The organism is Granulicatella sp. WM01, assembly GCF_004570605.1.
In the GTDB taxonomy this organism is placed as follows: domain Bacteria; phylum Bacillota; class Bacilli; order Lactobacillales; family Aerococcaceae; genus WM01.
Genome location: NZ_SPPB01000043.1, coordinates 1 through 18,043 on the forward strand (window position 1 = coordinate 1; position 18,043 = coordinate 18,043).

The following is an 18,043-nucleotide window of genomic DNA, read 5'->3' on the forward strand; positions in this document are numbered from 1 at the left end:
GCTATCGGTCATTTACTTATTTTAGAGCACGTATTTTGTTAATGCTAAAATTGTTTTCTAGTGATGAAAAGACTGTTATACACTTAAGTGCATAACAGTCTCATCAACCCTATTTGACATAGAACCAAAATAATCGTGTTGGTGAACTTTTTTGTCCACCAACACGATTTATTGTGCCATTATCTGTTAGCTACTATGCCTATTATGATAGTGTATTGAGTTAATTCCACACTACATATTTTCTATTTCAAATGACATGGATTCTAAAACTTTTAAGAGTGCTTCTGTTGTATCTAGTGATGTTAGACACGGAATACCATTTTCAACTGCTTCACGTCTAATTTTAAATCCATCTCTTTGACTTGCTTTTCCTCTAGTTGTCGTATTAATGACAAGATGAACATCTCCACGATTAATTGCATCAAGAACGCTGTAGTGATCTCCAATTTTTCCAACTGTATCACTTGGAATATTATGCTCATTTAGGTAACTAGCAGTGCCTTGAGTAGCTTTTATAGTGTATCCAATCTTATGGAAGCGTCTAGCTAATTTGTAGGCTTCATCCTTATCTTTATCAGATACTGTTAACAATAATGTGCCTTGATTTTTAATGGTCATACCAGCAGCGTTTAGACCTTTATATAATGCTTTTTCTAAAGTTAAGTCTTTTCCCATGACTTCTCCAGTAGATTTCATTTCAGGCCCTAATGTTGTGTCTACATCTTTTAATTTTTGGAAACTAAAAACTGGAGCTTTAACAAATACACCTTGTTTAAATGGTACTAAACCATCTGTATAACCTAAATCTGTTAAAAACTGTCCCAAAACTGCTTTCATTGCTAAATTAGCCATTGGAACATTTGTAATTTTACTTAAAAATGGAACAGTACGTGATGCACGTGGATTTACTTCTAAAACAAATACATCATCTTGACTAATTACATATTGAATATTGATTAAACCAACAATGTTTAATCCTTTAGCCAAACGTATTGTGTAATCTATCAATGTATGGATTTGATTTTCTGTTAATGTCTGTGGTGGATACACAGCTATAGAGTCTCCAGAATGTACTCCAGCACGTTCAATATGCTCCATAATACCTGGAATAACAACTGTTTTCCCATCACATATTGCATCAACTTCAATTTCTTTTCCAACTAAATAGCGATCTGTTAAAATAGGATGCTCTGGACTTGCTTTAACGGCTTCTTGCATATATACACGCAATTCATCTTCATTATAAACGATTTCCATTGCTCGACCTCCCAATACATAAGATGGTCTAACTAATACTGGATATCCAATCTCTTTTGCATTTTGTAGTGCCGTATCAACATCGTGGGCAGTTTTTCCAAGAGGTTGAGGAATATTTAGTCTTTGTAATAATTGTTCAAATTTATCACGATTTTCAGCATTGTCAATTTCTTCTAAGGCTGTTCCTAAAATAGTAACTCCGTGACTAGCCAATTTATCAGCTAAATTGATAGCTGTTTGTCCACCAAATTGGACAACTACACCAATTGGTTTTTCTAAATTAATAATTGCCATAACATCTTCTTCTGTTAACGGCTCAAAATATAATTTATCCGAGATAGAAAAATCTGTTGACACTGTTTCAGGATTATTATTGATAATAATCGCCTCATATCCACATTCTTTAATTGCCCAAACAGCATGTACTGTTGCATAATCAAATTCAACCCCTTGGCCAATTCGAATAGGACCACTTCCTAAAACAATCACTTTTGGTTTATCTGAAACAATAGATTCATTTTCCATTTCATACGTGGAGTAAAAATATGGTGTACTTGACTCAAACTCAGCAGCACAAGTATCTACTGTTTTAAATACTGGTAAAATACGATGTTTTTGGCGTAATTGATAAATATCTTTTTCACTGCTTGCCCAGCGATGTGCGATAATTTTATCTGAAAATCCATACCGTTTAGCCAAATGTAGATAATCAATATCAAACACGTGATCTTTTAATTGATGTTCAATATCAATGATATGATGCATTTTATGTAAAAAGAACCTATCAATTTTAGTTAACTCATGAATATGTTCTACTGTAATTCCACGTCTTAATGCTTCTCCAATAAAAAATAATCTTTCATCACTTGCCAGTTTGATTTGCTCTAAAATATAATCAAGTTCAAATTCTTCTCCATTTGGCAGCCCTAAATGATGAACACCATATTCTAAAGAACGAATAGCTTTTAGTAGCGATTCTTCATAAGTTCGACCAATTGCCATAACTTCTCCAGTCGCTTTCATTTGTGTACCTAATTGGCGATTGCCATGCTCAAATTTATCAAATGGAAAACGAGGAATTTTAGTCACAACATAATCAATAGCAGGTTCAAAACAAGCATAACTTGTTTGTGTTACCGGATTTAACATTTCATCTAAGTGCAATCCAACGGCAATTTTAGCTGCTAGTTTAGCAATAGGATACCCTGTTGCTTTAGAAGCTAATGCACTAGAGCGAGATACTCTAGGATTGACTTCGATGATGTAGTAATGAAATGAATGAGGATCCAAAGCAATTTGCACATTACACCCACCTTCAATTTTTAATGCTCGAATAATTTTTAACGATACATCTCTTAGCATGTGATATTCTCTATCGCTTAATGTTTGACTAGGAGCAACAACAATAGAATCTCCAGTATGGATGCCAACAGGGTCAATATTTTCCATATTACATACAACAATAGCTGTATCATTTGCATCTCGCATCACTTCATATTCAATTTCTTTATACCCTGCAATAGATTTTTCAATTAAGCATTGAGTGACTGGAGAATAGTGCAATCCATTTTCAACAATTATTGCTAAATCATCGTCATTATAGCAGATACCTCCTCCAGTACCTCCCATTGTAAAGGCAGGACGAACAATGACGGGATACCCAATTTTATTGACAAAATCTTGCGCTTGATTTAGGGTATGTACAATCTCTGACTCAGGAACTGGTTCACCTAATTCATACATTAAACTTCTAAACAATTCTCTATCTTCAGCCTGTTGAATGGACGATAGTTGTGTTCCTAATAGTTTAACATGGCACTCTTCCAAAACACCTGCTTCATGCAATTCAATTGCCATATTTAATCCAATTTGTCCTCCTAAAGTAGGCAGAATGGCATCTGGCTTTTCTTTACGAATAATACGCGTTAAAAATTCTAAAGTTAGTGGTTCAATGTACACTTTATCAGCAATTTGTGTATCTGTCATAATCGTTGCTGGATTTGAATTGACTAAAATAACTCTGTATCCTTCTTCTTTTAATGCTATACACGCTTGTGTTCCTGCATAATCAAATTCTGCAGCTTGTCCTATAATAATTGGTCCAGAACCAATCACTAAAATTGAGTGAATATCTGTTCTTTTTGGCATTTATTTTGCCTCCTGCATATACGTTATAAATTGGTCAAATAAATAATTAGGATCATGTGGGCCAGGGCATGCTTCTGGATGATATTGTACAGAAAAAACAGGATATTTTTTGTGATGAAGCCCTTCACACGTTCCATCATTAACAGCAACGTGTGTCAATAATAAATCAGTATTCTCTAATGAGTCAATATCTACACTATATCCATGATTTTGCGAAGTCAAATCTACTTTTCCTGTTAAAATATTTTTTACAGGATGATTTGCTCCACGATGTCCAAATTTCAATTTATATGTTTTAGCTCCGCATGCTAACCCAATTAATTGATGCCCCATACAAATGCCAAAAATAGGCACTTTTCCAATTAATTCTTTGATTGTTTGAATAGTTTCAGGAACATCGACTGGATCTCCAGGTCCATTACTAATCATTACACCATCAGGATTTAAGTTTAAAATAGCCTTTGCACTTGTATCATGAGGAACAATGACAATATCACAATCTCTTGCGTTTAATTCTCTTAAAATTCCTGATTTCATGCCTAAATCTATTAGTACGACACGATTTCCTCGACCAGCAGATAAATATTGTGTCTTTGTAGATACTTGTTCAATTTGATTAGTTGGAAATTCTGTAGATTGCAGTTTTTGTATATACTCATCAACATTATCAGTCATATTTAAAATATACCCTTTTAATACACCGTATTGTCTAATTTTACGCGTTAAGCTACGTGTATCAATTCCAGATATTCCCGGTATATTCAATACTTTTAAGGTTTCATCTAATGTGGCATGTGTTCTAAAATTTGAAGGTTGATGGCATAATTCACGCACAATCATTCCCTTAATACTTGGATTGATTGTTTCAAAGTCATCTCGATTAATGCCATAATTGCCTATTAAGGGATACGTAAACGTTACAATTTGTCCATTATAAGAAGGATCCGACAATGTTTCTTGGTATCCAGTCATAGCGGTGTTAAACACAACTTCTCCACCACTAATTGTTTCTGCACCAAAGGCATAGCCTTTATAAATTGTGCCGTCTTGTAATACTAATTGTTTTGTAAACATGCACTTTCCTCCTGATAAGCAATTTTTCCTCTTGAAATCGTTAATTCCGGCATACCGTATACGACACGTTTATGGAATGGTGTATTTTTTCCTTTAGACTTAAATGTATCAATATCAATAACTGTTTCTTTTTCTAAATCAACAATAGTTAAATCTGCACATGATTGAATGGCTAACTTTCCATAAGGCAGCTGAAATACTTGCGCAGGTTTAATGCTCATCCAATCTACTAATTGTTTTAAACTCCAGCGTCCTGTTTTCACAAATGCCGTATATAATTGTGCAAAAGCTGTTTCGCATCCTACAATGCCAAATGCAGCTTTTGACATGCAACAATTTTTTTCTTCCAAAGTATGTGGAGCATGATCTGTAGCAATCATGTCAATTGTGCCGTCCTCTAATCCTTCAATTAATGCTTTTTGATCGCTAAAATCTCTAAGTGGTGGATTCATTTTCCAATTGCCATGATTTTCTGTAATGTCCATGTCATTGCATAATAAATGATGTGGGCATACTTCACAGGTTACATGTATTCCTGCTCTTTTGGCATCTCGAACTAAACGAACAGATTCTTTTGTTGACACATGGCAAACATGATAGTGACAGTTTGCTGCTTCTGCCAATAAAATATCTCGTGCAATTTGAACAGATTCACACACAGACGGAATACCTTGTAAACCAAGTTGATGACTACGTTTTCCTTCGTGCATACACCCACCTAAAATTAACGAGTTATCTTCACAATGTGCCACAACAGCCTTTCCTAGTTTAGATGCTTGTTGCATAGCTTCATACATCATGCCTGCACTTTGAACACCACGTCCATCATCTGTAAATGCAAAACACCCTAATTCAGCCAAATCACTAAAATCAGCCAAATCTTCCCCTAATTCGCCCTTTGTAATGGCGCCATACGGAATGGCACGAATAAGAGAGTCTTGAGCAATAATATTTAACTGTTTTTGTAAATTTTCTTTTGTATCTGGTACTGGGTTCAAGTTTGGCATAGGCATTGCAGTTGTAAATCCACCTCTTGCAGCTGCCGTTGAGCCTGTTTTAATTGTTTCTTTATATTCAAATCCAGGTTCTCTCCAATGCACGTGAACATCAATAAATCCTGGTAAAATGACTTTATGACTTGCATCAATGACCACTGTATCACATTCTATTTGCTCAATATGTGGTGCAATGTTCACAATTTTATCTTCTTTGATGAGAACGTCACGTTGTACTAACCCTTGTTCTAACATTACCTGTCCATTTTTAATTAAAATTGTCATGATATTCTCCACTATACAATATTATTTTCTTTTAAAATCCACTCTAAAATAGCCTGACGCATATACATACCATTTTTCATTTGTTCAAAAATAATAGATTTTTCTGCTTCAACTAAACAATCAGCAATCTCTACATCACGGTTAACCGGTGCAGGATGCATGACAATACTATTTTCTTTTAGACGATTGTATCGTTCAACAGTCAATCCATATTGGCAATGATATGTTTCTTTTGAAAAACTTTGTGTATCTGCTTGATCATGTCTTTCATGCTGCACACGTAATAACATACACACATCAATATCTTGAATAACCTCATCAATGGATACATATTCTCCTAATTGTGTATCTTGCCACACTTCTGGTGCAGCAAATACAACATGTGCACCTAATTTTTTTAGTGCCACAGCATTACTTTTTGCTACTCTTGAATTTCTAATATCTCCTGCAATTAAAATTTTTAATCCTTCTATTTTTCCAAAATGCTCATAGATACTCATTAAGTCCAATAAACATTGTGACGGATGTTGACCAGAGCCATCTCCTCCATTAATAACTGGAATATTTAGCTGTGATAAAGAACGATAATACTCATTTTGGAAATGGCGAATAACTAACACATTAATGCCAATTTTTTCCAATGTTTTACATGTATCGTATAAACTTTCTCCTTTTTGTACAGATGATGTTGATGTTTCAAATGGAACAACTTGTAAACCAATTTCTCGTTCTGCCACTTCAAAACTTACTTTTGTGCGTGTTGAATTTTCAAAAAATAGATTTGAAGCATACAGCGTTTTTCCAACATTGTATGTTTCTCCATTTTTTAGTGACAGAGCACGTTTAACTAAACTTAAAATTTCTGCTGCATTTAATTCTTCCATACTTGTTAAATGTTTTACCATGGTTTAATCTCCTTTACGATTATCTTCGTTATCACTTAAATATTCCTTTATATTTGTACATCAAGTTATACAAAAACAGCCTTTGCGTATGCAAAGGCTGTGCTCAATAACACGCTAAGGTATAGTAAACAATTAATGTGTACTATAAACCATAAATTTATTTTTATTGATACCTTTGCTTGCCTCTCTGGACAATAATTAAAAGGTCTATTTAATTACTTAGCATTATACTTTATTTTTTATTGCTTGGCAACTATAAACTATAAAAAGATGAGATATATCATTAGAAATAATCAAGAATTTCTTTACATAATATTTAGTTGATGAGCCAAAAAGGAAATACTGTATTCTGTTTATTCCATATTATCTATTTGAACTAATTCATCACGTTTTTCAATAATCACTATGCCATCACCTAATGGTAAAGTTGTTGTGATTAGATTAGGATGCTGATTGATGAGTGCCATAAACTTATTCAGTTCACGATGTATTTTCCGTGTGCGTTTTGGAATGGTATGTTCCTCATTAAAAATTGTACCTGCTTGAAAGACATCGTCTACAATGAGTAGTCCACCTTTTTTTAACAAACTAATACACTGAGGTAAAAACGTATAATATTTTGCTTTTGCACTATCCATAAAAATCACATCATAATAAGAAAATGGTAGTGTTGGTAAAATATGTTCTGCATCTCCTTCTAATAAAGTAATATTTGTGCGTCCACTTTGCTGAAAATGCTCTTTTGCTTTAGCTATCATCACATCAAATCTATCAATCGTTTGTAGAGTACCATTTTCTTGCAAATGTTGTGCCATTAATAACGCAGAAAAACCAACTGCTGTTCCTATTTCAAGAATATGTTTTGGTTTTATCTTACTCAATAAAAAGTCAAGGAAAAGTGCTGTTTCATGTGGAATAATTGGGACACGTTTAGTATTTGCTTCTTGTTGAATACGTGCTAATTCTCCACTAAAACGGCGTTGTTTTGTTCGTAAATAATCTAAAACATTTTGTTGAATAATAGGTCTATCCATCATTTCGTTTCGTTTGATGTCAGTAGATTTTTCCCAGTCAGAACGTGACAATAATGTTTTTTGATACTCCTTAGATACACGCATAAACTCACGATAAACATCTTCCAAAGCCTCTTTTAAACTGTTGTCTTTCAAATAAGACGTTACTTTTTGATAAACGGCTTTTTCTCTTGTAGCATCAAAAATAGGTAACTGGTGCTTTTGTTTAAATTGTGCAACTTCACCAACAACTTGCATTCGTTCTTCAAAAAGACGGACAATTTCTTTGTCAATAGCATCAATTTTATTTCGTTGTTCCTCCAACATACATTCCCTCTCTTACATAAATAATGTGCCTAGTGGATAGGCAATTAAAATAGCAGCTAGTATTGTTAATAGCAATAATAACCCACCATATTTTAAACAATCTTTTGTATTTGTCCACTCACTCCCGATAGATATAGCAACATACGGCATTGCTGGAGCACTCATGACAGCAAAAGAAGACATAAATCCCATTAAACAAGCTAGGACTGCAAAATGTACATGAGGTACATGTACAGTCGTTAAAAGCGTTGTGACAAAGGATACTGTAACTAAATTAGACGTAAAATTTGTTTGAAGACCTGCCCATACGATAAAACAAGCAATCAGCATTAGTGGAGAAATATGATTGAAAATTGGTGAAAAGACTTGCTCCACTAAAGTAATAACACCAACTTTTGCATTAGATAATGCACTACCCAACGATAGTGTAGCACCTACAAGAAATAGACTTTGCCAATGCACTCCTTTGCTAATTGCTTTTTGCAAATGAACAAGTGGTTTTCCGTCTACTTTGACACTTGATAATATAATGGTAGCCAATAAAGGAGGCAAGGCTAAATCTATTTTCATTTGAGATAATAATTCTGGAGCAATCCATAAAACAATCATCATGACAAAAATAGATACTATCCATTTTTCTTGTTTGGATACTTTAGGCAGATGATCAAGAGCTTGTAATGTAATATTGCCCGTGTATGTTAGTTTCAATCGTTTTAAACTGACTAATAAAGCACAAAAAATAATCAATCCAGTAGGAATCGCCATTGCCATATATTGAGTGGACGAAATATGCGTTTGAGTAGCTTCTTGATAAATTGACATTGCCGTAACTGAAAACACATGGTTAATAGGTGTCATAGCTGTTCCAAGTGCAATTGTAGAAAACATGGCTATTAGGATGTATGATGCTTTTTTATCGCCTTTTTGCCAACCAAATTGAATCATTAATTCTTCATATAAAGGAAAAAGAAACATAAATGTAATAGTCGGCGATAAAAAAGCACTTAGGAAAAGCACCGCACTCAAAAAACACACTAAAAAGTGAAATGGGCTATGTTGGGCTAAGGAATTCATCAATAACTTATGCGTAATCCGTTTTAAAAAAGGAGTTTGATTTAATGCATAAGTGACAATGAATGTTAACAGTAGAAAAATAAATGTCTGATGACCAAAAGAAGATTGAAATACTTTTGTTAAAGACAATTCAGGAACTAAACTCAGCAAAAGAAGTGTCAATAAACTTGTCCAATCAATTGCCACAAATAACCATAATAATACGCTTGTAACAAAAATGCTAAGTGTAAAAAAAGCAGACGGAGCAACGTCAAATAATCGCCACGAATATAATTGATTACACCAAGCAATAACAATAAGAGACAGTGATAGCAAAGTGATAAACGGTTTAAGTATGTTCTTTTGTTGCATGTTCTACCTCTTTTTCTTTACGAATCATATCCATTGGCTTAACAGGATAATTTACTTTCATTTTACAAATCATCATAGCATTTGGTGCAACCTCTATACGATTGTTATCCTCGTCCCATAAATCTTCTAAAACTTGTTCAAAATGACGCATTCCCGGTCCATAAAACTCAATTTTATCGCCTACTTTAAAATGATTGCGTTGTTGGATAGTTGCTATTTGCGTTGTGTCATCATAATCTAGCACTTGCCCTACAAAACTATATGCAGGAATACGACGTCTAGGTCCAAAAAGTTGCTCATTCTCACTAGGAATATGATAATAAAATCCTGTAGCAAGTTCTCTTTGTGCAGCTTTCCATAATTCATCAATCCACTCCTGTTTTAATTCATAATGTTCTGGATCTTGACAATAACTATCTACTGCAGCACGATAAACATTACAAACTGTTGAAACGTAATGAATAGATTTCATTCGTCCTTCTATTTTTAAACTGTCTACACCGGCATTAACTAAATCAGGAATATGATGGATCATGCTCATATCTACTGCACTCATTGAGAAAGGCTCAATATCTGTATCTTGTTCACCTTTGGTAATCAGATTTGCTTGTCCATTTACATCACTATCGTACAATCCGTATTTCCAACGACACGATTGGCAGCAGCCTCCTCGATTAGCATCTCTGTGTGCCATGTGATTAGAAAGCACACAACGTCCAGAATACGAAATACACATTGCACCATGGATAAATGCTTCAATTTCTACATCAACATGTTTTTGCATCTCAAAAATTTCTTCCATGGATACTTCACGTGCTAATACTACACGTTCTAGTCCTTCGTCTTTCCAAAAATTAAGATTTTCATAGTTTGCTGCTGAGGCTTGTGTTGATAAATGGATAGGTAATCCTTTAGCATGTGTTGCACAAATATCCATTAATGCCACATCAGATACAATAACCGCATCTACACCTAAATCACGAATAGTTTGGAAAAATTCTCCTGCTCCTTTTTCGTCCCCCTCATGTGTGACCATATTTGCAGCAACATAAACTTTAGCTCCTCGTTCATGAGCAAATTGCACACCTTCTGCAATTTGTTCGTATCCAAAATTTCCAGCACGACTTCTTAATCCATATGCCTCTCCACCAATAAACACAGCATCAGCTCCATAAATAACAGCTGTTTTTAATTTTTCTAAAGTTCCAGCCGGAGCTAGAACTTCTGGTTTTTTTAATATTTTCATAAGTCTACTCCTATTTTACAATATTTGGATCAAATAAATAAAATCCTGTATCTAATCCTCTGTTTTTAGGGTGTTTTTCAGTAATCATATGTTCCAATTCAAGAGATTTTTCAACTGACCAAGCCCCTTGCATAATGTCTTGTTTTGCTGCAACAATAAGATGAGCAATATCAACAAATTGATGTTCAGACGTAAATAAACCATCTAATTTCCAAACATAGATCCCCATGTTATATAATTCCTCTAAGTGTTGAGCAAGTAGCACATCATTATTGGCAAAAATATGCGTTCCATTGACATCTTCATAAATAGAATAGTGTGTTTCTGGCTTTTTAGGTTCAGATAAGAAAAACCCTCTATCCTTACCAATTGGTTGAGTTTGTTTAATATAATTAAAGTAATTTTGTAATAAAGGACGACGTGATTGATGAATACACGTTGCACCATACACTAAACATTCAACTGGAATAAGAGATTGTTGGGCTAAAATTTCTAGCGATTCTTTTGGAACTTCTCTAGCCACAACTGCTTGTACTGCTCCACGCTTTGCCCAAAAATTAATTTGTCGACTGCTTGTGACAACAACTTGAGCATCATAACGGTATGGGATATGATAAGTGTTATTTTTCATAATTTGAACAACACCCGGATCTCCTAATGTGACAGTATCAGCATGAATCTGTTTTAAAAAAGTTAAATATTCTGGCACTTTACGAATACCGTCATTATGAAAAATAGCATTGAGTGCAATAGAAACTTTTTTGCCATATTGATGTGCCAATTCACATAATTGACGTTGTTCATCACGTGTAAAAGATTTTGGTAATCGTAAACCGAAAGTATCTTCTCCAAAATACAACACATCAACACCAATTTCCAATAATTGTTTAGCTTGTTCAATGGATTCTACAGTTGCAATAATTTCTATCATAGATTTCCTCTTTCTTCTTGTTCATATTAAAACATGTCATACAATATGACATTAGAACTCTTAGAAATAATATTCAAGAGCATTTCCTTGCTAAAATATAAAAAACCTAATCAACACATAGTCAATTAGGCATGCAAGTTGGCTATGTCTTTGCCCTACCTTGCACCTAGGGGATTTATTAGTGTTATTTTAGCAATCTTATGACTATTTGTCAAAAATATTTATAATCAAATCAAACCACATTACTATACGTGCATACACAAAAAACTGATGACAACACATTGCCATCAGTTTTTTTATAGGATTATTTTGCTTCTGGATAAACATCATTAACTTGTTTTTGTGGATCAACAACAATGTATAAATGTCCATTACTTGCCACAATAGAAGATTGATATTCATTATCCATACCATCTACATCAAGTGCTTTATATGGGAAATAAATTGTATCTGCTTCATTTGTATCAAATAAAATATCCATTTTTTCAATATCTTGATACGTTCTCACACGTCCAAACATACCTTGTTCTAATCCACCTAAGTTAATATCAGATGTATTCACATGGTCAGCCACAGGTAAAATCTCAATTTTTAACGATTCACACGGATGAATTTTTTGGAAATCTCCATTTCCAATACGTCCAAAACTTGTTGTAATTTGTTTAATCCATAAATCTCCAATAGATGCACGATCTACTGTCCATGTTTCTCCATTACGGAAATAAAATTTTAATGCTTTCATTTCTTTTGCCATAAGTCACCTCATCAGTTTAGTTATAGTCTTATTATATAATAGTTTGCAAAGAATAACAATATTAACTAAACCAAATATAACGATAACTAATAAATGCACCGAGTAAATAAAGGCATGTGATAAGTGATAAGATAATAATATGCTTCTTCTTATGTAGATGAACAAGTGCAATAAATTCTCTAAGAATGGCGTTTGGAAGAAAATACAATGCTGTTTTAGAACCAATTCCTTTAGCGTTTAGCTTAGCACGTCTAGCAAAAATAGCGGCACGGAACACATGAAAGTTATTCGTAAAAAACAAAACTTTAGCGTATTCTTGTTGAATAAGTTGTTTACTAAATAACATATTTTCATACGTGTTTTTTGAGTTTCCTTCTACTAAAATATGTTCTTCTGTTACACCTTTATGTAAAGCGTATTTTTTCATAGCTTCCCCTTCAGACAATAATTCATCATCTCCTTGTCCACCTGAAAAAATAATTATTGGTGTATGCCCTCTTTTTCTAGCTTTATTGTAAAATGCAATAGCTCTATCAATGCGACTTGCTAATAACGGAGGCACAATATGACCGTCAATTAATCCACTTCCCAAAACAATTAAATAGTCTTTTTTGTAATTTGGAAAATAAAATCTATATAATAAAGCACTAATAATAAAATTTATAAAATATAATGACACATACGTTTGTATAATAGTAATATAATTTAATAATATGTCTAATTCTATTGGAATGGTATACTGACGTAATCCCCATCCAATTATATAAATAATTGAAAATACTATGCCTAAAAAGAATGTTAGCATATTGGCTAATCGGATACTTTGTTCTTTTTTATAAACAATCCATGCATTAATAAATAATCCAAACGTTAATAAAAATGGACTTATCATAATGATTCCAATGACACTTATTGCCACCACAATGGCAGTCCAATAAGCGACTTCATTTAGAAAATGATTATTTAATTGAAAAATTGTAAATAATATTGTAAACATTAAACTTAGTACCCAAACCAAAAACAATAACCCATTCAATACTCTTGTACGATCAAGCAAATAAAGTCCTAAACATAGCATACTAACACACAGAAAAATTCCATAAATATATTCTGATAACTGCATGCCTAATATTTCCATTACATGCTCCTTTCTTTTTTCTTTTATTTTTTATTAAATAAACTTCGTGTTAAATAATCACCTAATTTTGGAAATAACACATAACATTTTGCCATGATTTCCATAACATAAGGCATATTAATTTCTCTTTTTGGTGTGCCTACACTCTTATAAATCCGTTTGGCAACATCTTGCGGATGCAACATATACTTTCCTATTGCTTTAACGTAGCGTCCTGTCTTATCTGCTGTTTTAAAGAAATTTGTAGCAATCGGTCCAGGATTGACACATGTGACATAAACATGTTTATCATGTGCTTCTAAACGAATACCATTCGCATAACCACGCAGTCCAAATTTAGTGGCTGAATATAAACTTGATTTTTGTGTCGTCATTTTTCCTGCTTGAGAGGCTACAAAAATAATATGTCCAGATTGTTGAGTGTAGAATTTTGGCAATAAGGCATTTGTCAAATGAATAGGTGCTATTAGGTTGACTTGCATCATATTCTCTACATCTGCGTAATGAAATTGATGTGCATCAAAATAATAGCCATAGCCTGCATTGTGAATAAACACATCAATTTTCTCTTGTTTTAACTTCTCTAATAATTCAACTCTTGCCTTAGAAGAAGCTAAATCACATAGTAAATAGGTTATCTCCTTACAAGAATGACACCATTTTTGGCATAAATGCATTAATTTTTCTTCTTGTCTTGCTACTAAAATTAAACGTGTATGTTCTTTAGCAAACTGTTCAACAAGTGCTTCTCCCAATCCTCCACTTGCTCCTGTAATCACTACGGTTTTCACTTGGTTGTGCATGATTATACCTCACTTTCTTTTGTATTTATTTTATACTAAAAATAAACGCAATCTTTTGACTAAGAAAAGCATTATCAAATAGATTGCGTTTATATTCGTGAACAAGTCAAATTAGTCATGAAATGGAATGTCAACTTCTAATAAATCATGAGCAATTTGTGTTGCACTAAACACTTTTTGAGCATCTTTTTCAAGTTGTTTAGCATCATGTGCTAAATAACGTGAGCTAATATGTGTTAAGTATAGTTGTGACACTTGTGCAAACTTTGCAATTTCTGCTGCTTGCGTACATGTTGAATGAAAATAATGATATGCCATTTGTTCTTCTCCACGTCCAAAAGTTGCTTCATGAACTAAAACATTGGCATACTTACAAAACTCGGCATGCTGAGCAAAATAACGTGTATCTCCAAAAATAACCACTTGTCGTCCTTTCCTAGACGGTCCTACAAAATCTAATCCATTAATTATTCGTCCGTCCTCCAAAGTCACTTGCTCCCCTTTTTTCAATTGTCCATAAATTGGTCCACTAGGAATACCTAAGTCCTTTAGTTTATCTGCTTGTAATTCTCCATCAAGGTCTGATTCAATCACTTTATAGCCATAAGATTGTATACCATGTTTTAGTGTTTGATACACAACTTTTATCTGCTTATCTTGATAAGCAATTCCTTCTTGAGCTAATTCTACAATATGCAAAGCATATTTTAAATGACTATGGGATATTCTTAAAGCAGTTTGAACGTATTCTTTAATCCCAACTGGACCAAAAATTGTTAGTGGCTCCTCTCCACCTTGAAATGCTCGACTGCTTAAAAAACCCGGCAAGCCAAAAATATGATCACCATGCAGATGTGTGATAAAAATTTTAGTAATTTTTCTTGGACGAATAGATGTGTGCAAAATGGTATGTTGTGTGGCCTCTCCACAGTCAAACAACCAAATTTCATTTCGTTCATCTAGCATTTTTAATGCAATTGATGAAACATTTCTATGCTTAGCAGGTATTCCTGCACCAGTACCTAAAAATTGTAACTGCATACATGCCCTCTTTTCTATGTATCATTGGACTAATCTACAAATTCAAATTCAAACTCTTTAATTCTCACTAAATCTCCATGTTTTGCACCTTTCTCCCTTAGTGCATTATCAACACCCATACTTCTCAATTGTCTTGCAAAACGCATAATACTTTCATCATGAGCAAAATTAGTCATATTAAACAATTTCTCTAATTTTTCTCCACGCAATACCCAAGTGGTATCAGCATCTCTTGAAATCGTAAATTCCATGCTCTCTTCTTCTAATGTATATAATTTAGTCGTTTCTGGAGCATGCTCTTCTTCAAATAAAGCAAATGTGTCTGTTTGTTCTAGTAATTGAGCGGTTCTAACTAATAATTGTTCCAATCCTTTAGATTGCCATGCAGATATTTCAATAATTTCAGGTGCGTGTTCACCATAATCTTTAGCTAAGCAGCGTTTAAATTCTACTAAATTTTCACTAGATTTGGGCATATCCATCTTATTAGCTACAATAATCATTGGACGTTCTAATAAGCGTAATTGATAGCTTTCCAATTCATAATTAATCTTTTTAAAATCTTCGTAAGGATTACGCCCTTCAATAGCCGCCATATCAACCACATGTAAAATAATACGTGTACGTTCAATATGTTTTAAAAATTGAATACCTAAGCCAACACCTTGACTTGCTCCCTCAATTAATCCTGGCAAATCAGCCATAACAAATTGCTCAGATGAATGTGGAACATTAACCATGCCTAAATTAGGAACAATTGTTGTAAAATGATATTCTGCAATTTTAGGTTTAGCACTACTTACAACAGAGAGTAACGTTGATTTTCCAACAGACGGAAACCCAACTAATCCAACGTCTGCTAAAACTTTCAATTCTAAAATAACGTCTAATTCCTCTCCAGGTTCACCATTTTCTGCAATTTCAGGAGCTGGATTTTTATGCGTTGCAAACCGCTTATTTCCTCTTCCTCCCCTTCCTCCTCTTGCAATGACTACTTCTTGATCTTTTTGGGTCATATCGGCAATTAGTTCATTTGTTTGCGCATTTCTGACAATTGTTCCTGCTGGTACACTAACGTATGTATCTTTAGCTCCTCTTCCAAACATACTTTTACTCATACCGTTTTCTCCATTTTTTCCTTTGAATAAACGATTGTATTTAAAATCCATTAATGTACGTAAACCTTCGTCTACCTTAAAAATGACACTTCCTCCTTGACCGCCATCTCCCCCGGCTGGTCCACCGTCAGGTACATACTTTTCACGTCTAAACGCAACCATACCATCTCCACCTTTACCAGCTTTGACACTAACTTTAGCGTAGTCTAAAAACATTGACATTTCTTTTCTCCTTTCTTTATGTTCTATTATGTGCATCATAGATTATAGTGCTACTCATTTATTTACAGATTATCTTAAACACTAGATAATATCAACTATTTATTATGTATGATTTCTCTTAATAAGGAGCATGCACACTATTTATACTTAGTATTTTACATCTTTTCAAAGTGAAAAACGCCTCTGAACTGTCACACCTGTGACCAGAGACGTTTGTTTCTATACTTCTTCTGGACTTGTTAAAGGATCAATAATAATTTCGCCTGAAACGATTTCCTCTAAGGCACGACCAACATTTTTATAAGATTCAAATGAGTCAATAGCTGGTTCAGCTTGATGGTGTAGTTCATGTGCTCTTTTACTAGATAAAATTACTAGTGAATATTTTGAATCAATTTTTTGTAATAATTTATCAATAGATGGATATAACATCATTTTATTTTCCTCCTTATTATCCGCGATTCCATTCGTCTAAAACACGTGTCACTTTCAAATGTTCGCTATGTATAATGGACATGATTTTATCTACAGCAGTATCTACATCATCATTGACCACAGCATAATCATAATGTTTCATTAAAGCCAATTCTTCCTTAGCCTTTTGAATGCGTTTCTCAATCACTGGTGTATCATCTGTTCCACGACCAATTAAACGACGCTCTAATTCTTGTAAATCAGGTGGTGTTAAAAAAATAAAAATTCCTTCAGGCATACGACTTCTCACTTGTATAGCACCATTTACTTCGATTTCTAAAAAGACGTCTTTTCCTTTAGAAAGCATTTCTTCAACATAGTCAATAGGTGTTCCATAATAATTCCCAACATATTCAGCATATTCTAACATCTGTCCATGCTTAATCATTTGTTCAAATTCTTGTCGTGTTTTGAAAAAATAATCTCTTCCGTCTTGTTCACCGTCACGACACGTGCGCGTTGTTGCTGAAATTGAATAAACAAGTTCATGACTTAAATTTTCTTTTTCAAAAATTGCTTGTCTTACCGTTCCTTTACCTACTCCTGAAGGTCCGGATAAAACAATTAACAATCCTCTTTTCTCCATATTATCTAACTCCATCATTCCTTAGCGTTCTTTATAATATATCATAAAAAAGCATTGAAATAAATATATTTCTGTATATTTTAAAAAATAATTTTTATTACCCGTGTTGTAAAATGAAGTGCAACAAATAAAAATAAACAAAAAAACATGAAAATCAGCTATACTAAAGTTGCTAAACCAAATAGATAGGAAGATTTTCATGTCTGAAGTACATTATACCACAAAACGACACTATAAACACTTAAGTGATAAAGAAAGAAGTCAAATTGAAATATTATTAAACGAGGGCTATACTATTTCA

General features: G+C 33.5%; 15 protein-coding genes and 1 pseudogene. All 16 read right to left on the reverse strand.

Going from position 1 to position 18,043, the window contains the following annotated elements; all coding sequences use genetic code 11:
* Window positions 1-231: 231 nt before the first annotated feature.
* Window positions 232-3,405: a carbamoyl-phosphate synthase large subunit gene (gene carB / locus E4T68_RS06295; RefSeq protein ID WP_135125218.1), complete on the reverse strand. Its 3,174-nt coding sequence runs from the start codon at window positions 3,403-3,405 to the stop codon at window positions 232-234.
* A complete protein-coding gene (gene carA / locus E4T68_RS06300) occupies window positions 3,406-4,479 on the reverse strand; it encodes a glutamine-hydrolyzing carbamoyl-phosphate synthase small subunit (protein ID WP_135125220.1) in 1,074 nt (357 codons plus the stop codon).
* On the reverse strand, window positions 4,461-5,759 hold the full coding sequence (locus tag E4T68_RS06305; RefSeq protein ID WP_135125222.1) for a dihydroorotase: 1,299 nt from the start codon (window positions 5,757-5,759) through the stop codon (window positions 4,461-4,463). Before E4T68_RS06305 ends, carA begins: the two co-directional genes overlap by 19 nt.
* A gap of 11 nt (window positions 5,760-5,770) precedes the next feature.
* Complete coding sequence (locus tag E4T68_RS06310; protein WP_209305060.1) at window positions 5,771-6,664, reverse strand: aspartate carbamoyltransferase catalytic subunit; 894 nt, start codon at window positions 6,662-6,664, stop codon at window positions 5,771-5,773.
* 353 nt (window positions 6,665-7,017) lie between these two features.
* Window positions 7,018-7,701, reverse strand: coding sequence for an O-methyltransferase (locus tag E4T68_RS06315; protein WP_228099264.1), 684 nt, complete (start codon window positions 7,699-7,701; stop codon window positions 7,018-7,020).
* A gap of 66 nt (window positions 7,702-7,767) precedes the next feature.
* Window positions 7,768-8,004 (reverse strand): annotated as a pseudogene (locus E4T68_RS09775) (chorismate mutase); the annotation flags it as partial.
* A gap of 12 nt (window positions 8,005-8,016) precedes the next feature.
* Entirely contained in the window at window positions 8,017-9,429 is a 1,413-nt protein-coding gene (locus tag E4T68_RS06320; RefSeq protein ID WP_135125224.1) for an SLC13 family permease, read from the reverse strand.
* A complete protein-coding gene (locus E4T68_RS06325; RefSeq protein WP_135125226.1) occupies window positions 9,407-10,675 on the reverse strand; it encodes a U32 family peptidase in 1,269 nt (422 codons plus the stop codon). Before E4T68_RS06325 ends, E4T68_RS06320 begins: the two co-directional genes overlap by 23 nt.
* A gap of 10 nt (window positions 10,676-10,685) precedes the next feature.
* Window positions 10,686-11,606, reverse strand: a complete 921-nt coding sequence (locus tag E4T68_RS06330; RefSeq protein WP_135125228.1) for a peptidase U32 family protein — start codon at window positions 11,604-11,606, stop codon at window positions 10,686-10,688.
* 304 nt (window positions 11,607-11,910) lie between these two features.
* Window positions 11,911-12,360, reverse strand: coding sequence for a hypothetical protein (locus E4T68_RS06335; protein WP_135125230.1), 450 nt, complete (start codon window positions 12,358-12,360; stop codon window positions 11,911-11,913).
* A 61-nt stretch (window positions 12,361-12,421) separates the two neighbouring features.
* Complete coding sequence (locus E4T68_RS06340; RefSeq protein WP_135125232.1) at window positions 12,422-13,498, reverse strand: YdcF family protein; 1,077 nt, start codon at window positions 13,496-13,498, stop codon at window positions 12,422-12,424.
* 23 nt (window positions 13,499-13,521) lie between these two features.
* Window positions 13,522-14,289 carry an SDR family oxidoreductase gene (locus E4T68_RS06345; RefSeq protein WP_167753846.1) on the reverse strand — a complete coding sequence of 256 codons (768 nt, stop codon included), beginning with the start codon at window positions 14,287-14,289 and terminating at the stop codon, window positions 13,522-13,524.
* Window positions 14,290-14,412: 123 nt separating this feature from the next.
* A complete protein-coding gene (gene rnz, locus E4T68_RS06350; RefSeq protein WP_135125236.1) occupies window positions 14,413-15,342 on the reverse strand; it encodes a ribonuclease Z in 930 nt (309 codons plus the stop codon).
* A 29-nt stretch (window positions 15,343-15,371) separates the two neighbouring features.
* The gene (gene obgE, locus E4T68_RS06355; RefSeq protein ID WP_167753847.1) at window positions 15,372-16,682 is read right to left on the reverse strand and encodes a GTPase ObgE; all 1,311 of its coding nucleotides are present in this window, start codon (window positions 16,680-16,682) and stop codon (window positions 15,372-15,374) included.
* 219 nt (window positions 16,683-16,901) lie between these two features.
* A complete protein-coding gene (rpoZ, locus tag E4T68_RS06360; RefSeq protein ID WP_135125238.1) occupies window positions 16,902-17,117 on the reverse strand; it encodes a DNA-directed RNA polymerase subunit omega in 216 nt (71 codons plus the stop codon).
* Between the two features lie 16 nt (window positions 17,118-17,133).
* The gene (gene gmk, locus E4T68_RS06365; protein WP_135125240.1) at window positions 17,134-17,742 is read right to left on the reverse strand and encodes a guanylate kinase; all 609 of its coding nucleotides are present in this window, start codon (window positions 17,740-17,742) and stop codon (window positions 17,134-17,136) included.
* Between the last annotated feature and the right edge of the window lie 301 nt (window positions 17,743-18,043).

Coding starts and splice junctions, on each gene's coding strand:
- E4T68_RS06330 (WP_135125228.1), bottom strand. CDS start 11,606: ATGATAGAAATTATTGCAACTGTAGAATCCATTGAACAAGCTAAACAA.
- rpoZ (WP_135125238.1), bottom strand. CDS start 17,117: ATGATGTTATATCCATCTATTGATAAATTATTACAAAAAATTGATTCA.
- obgE (WP_167753847.1), bottom strand. CDS start 16,682: ATGTCAATGTTTTTAGACTACGCTAAAGTTAGTGTCAAAGCTGGTAAA.
- gmk (WP_135125240.1), bottom strand. CDS start 17,742: ATGGAGAAAAGAGGATTGTTAATTGTTTTATCCGGACCTTCAGGAGTA.
- E4T68_RS06320 (WP_135125224.1), bottom strand. CDS start 9,429: ATGCAACAAAAGAACATACTTAAACCGTTTATCACTTTGCTATCACTG.
- E4T68_RS06340 (WP_135125232.1), bottom strand. CDS start 13,498: ATGGAAATATTAGGCATGCAGTTATCAGAATATATTTATGGAATTTTT.
- E4T68_RS06310 (WP_209305060.1), bottom strand. CDS start 6,664: ATGGTAAAACATTTAACAAGTATGGAAGAATTAAATGCAGCAGAAATT.
- carB (WP_135125218.1), bottom strand. CDS start 3,405: ATGCCAAAAAGAACAGATATTCACTCAATTTTAGTGATTGGTTCTGGA.
- rnz (WP_135125236.1), bottom strand. CDS start 15,342: ATGCAGTTACAATTTTTAGGTACTGGTGCAGGAATACCTGCTAAGCAT.
- E4T68_RS06335 (WP_135125230.1), bottom strand. CDS start 12,360: ATGGCAAAAGAAATGAAAGCATTAAAATTTTATTTCCGTAATGGAGAA.
- E4T68_RS06325 (WP_135125226.1), bottom strand. CDS start 10,675: ATGAAAATATTAAAAAAACCAGAAGTTCTAGCTCCGGCTGGAACTTTA.
- E4T68_RS06315 (WP_228099264.1), bottom strand. CDS start 7,701: ATGATGGATAGACCTATTATTCAACAAAATGTTTTAGATTATTTACGA.
- E4T68_RS06305 (WP_135125222.1), bottom strand. CDS start 5,759: ATGACAATTTTAATTAAAAATGGACAGGTAATGTTAGAACAAGGGTTA.
- carA (WP_135125220.1), bottom strand. CDS start 4,479: ATGTTTACAAAACAATTAGTATTACAAGACGGCACAATTTATAAAGGC.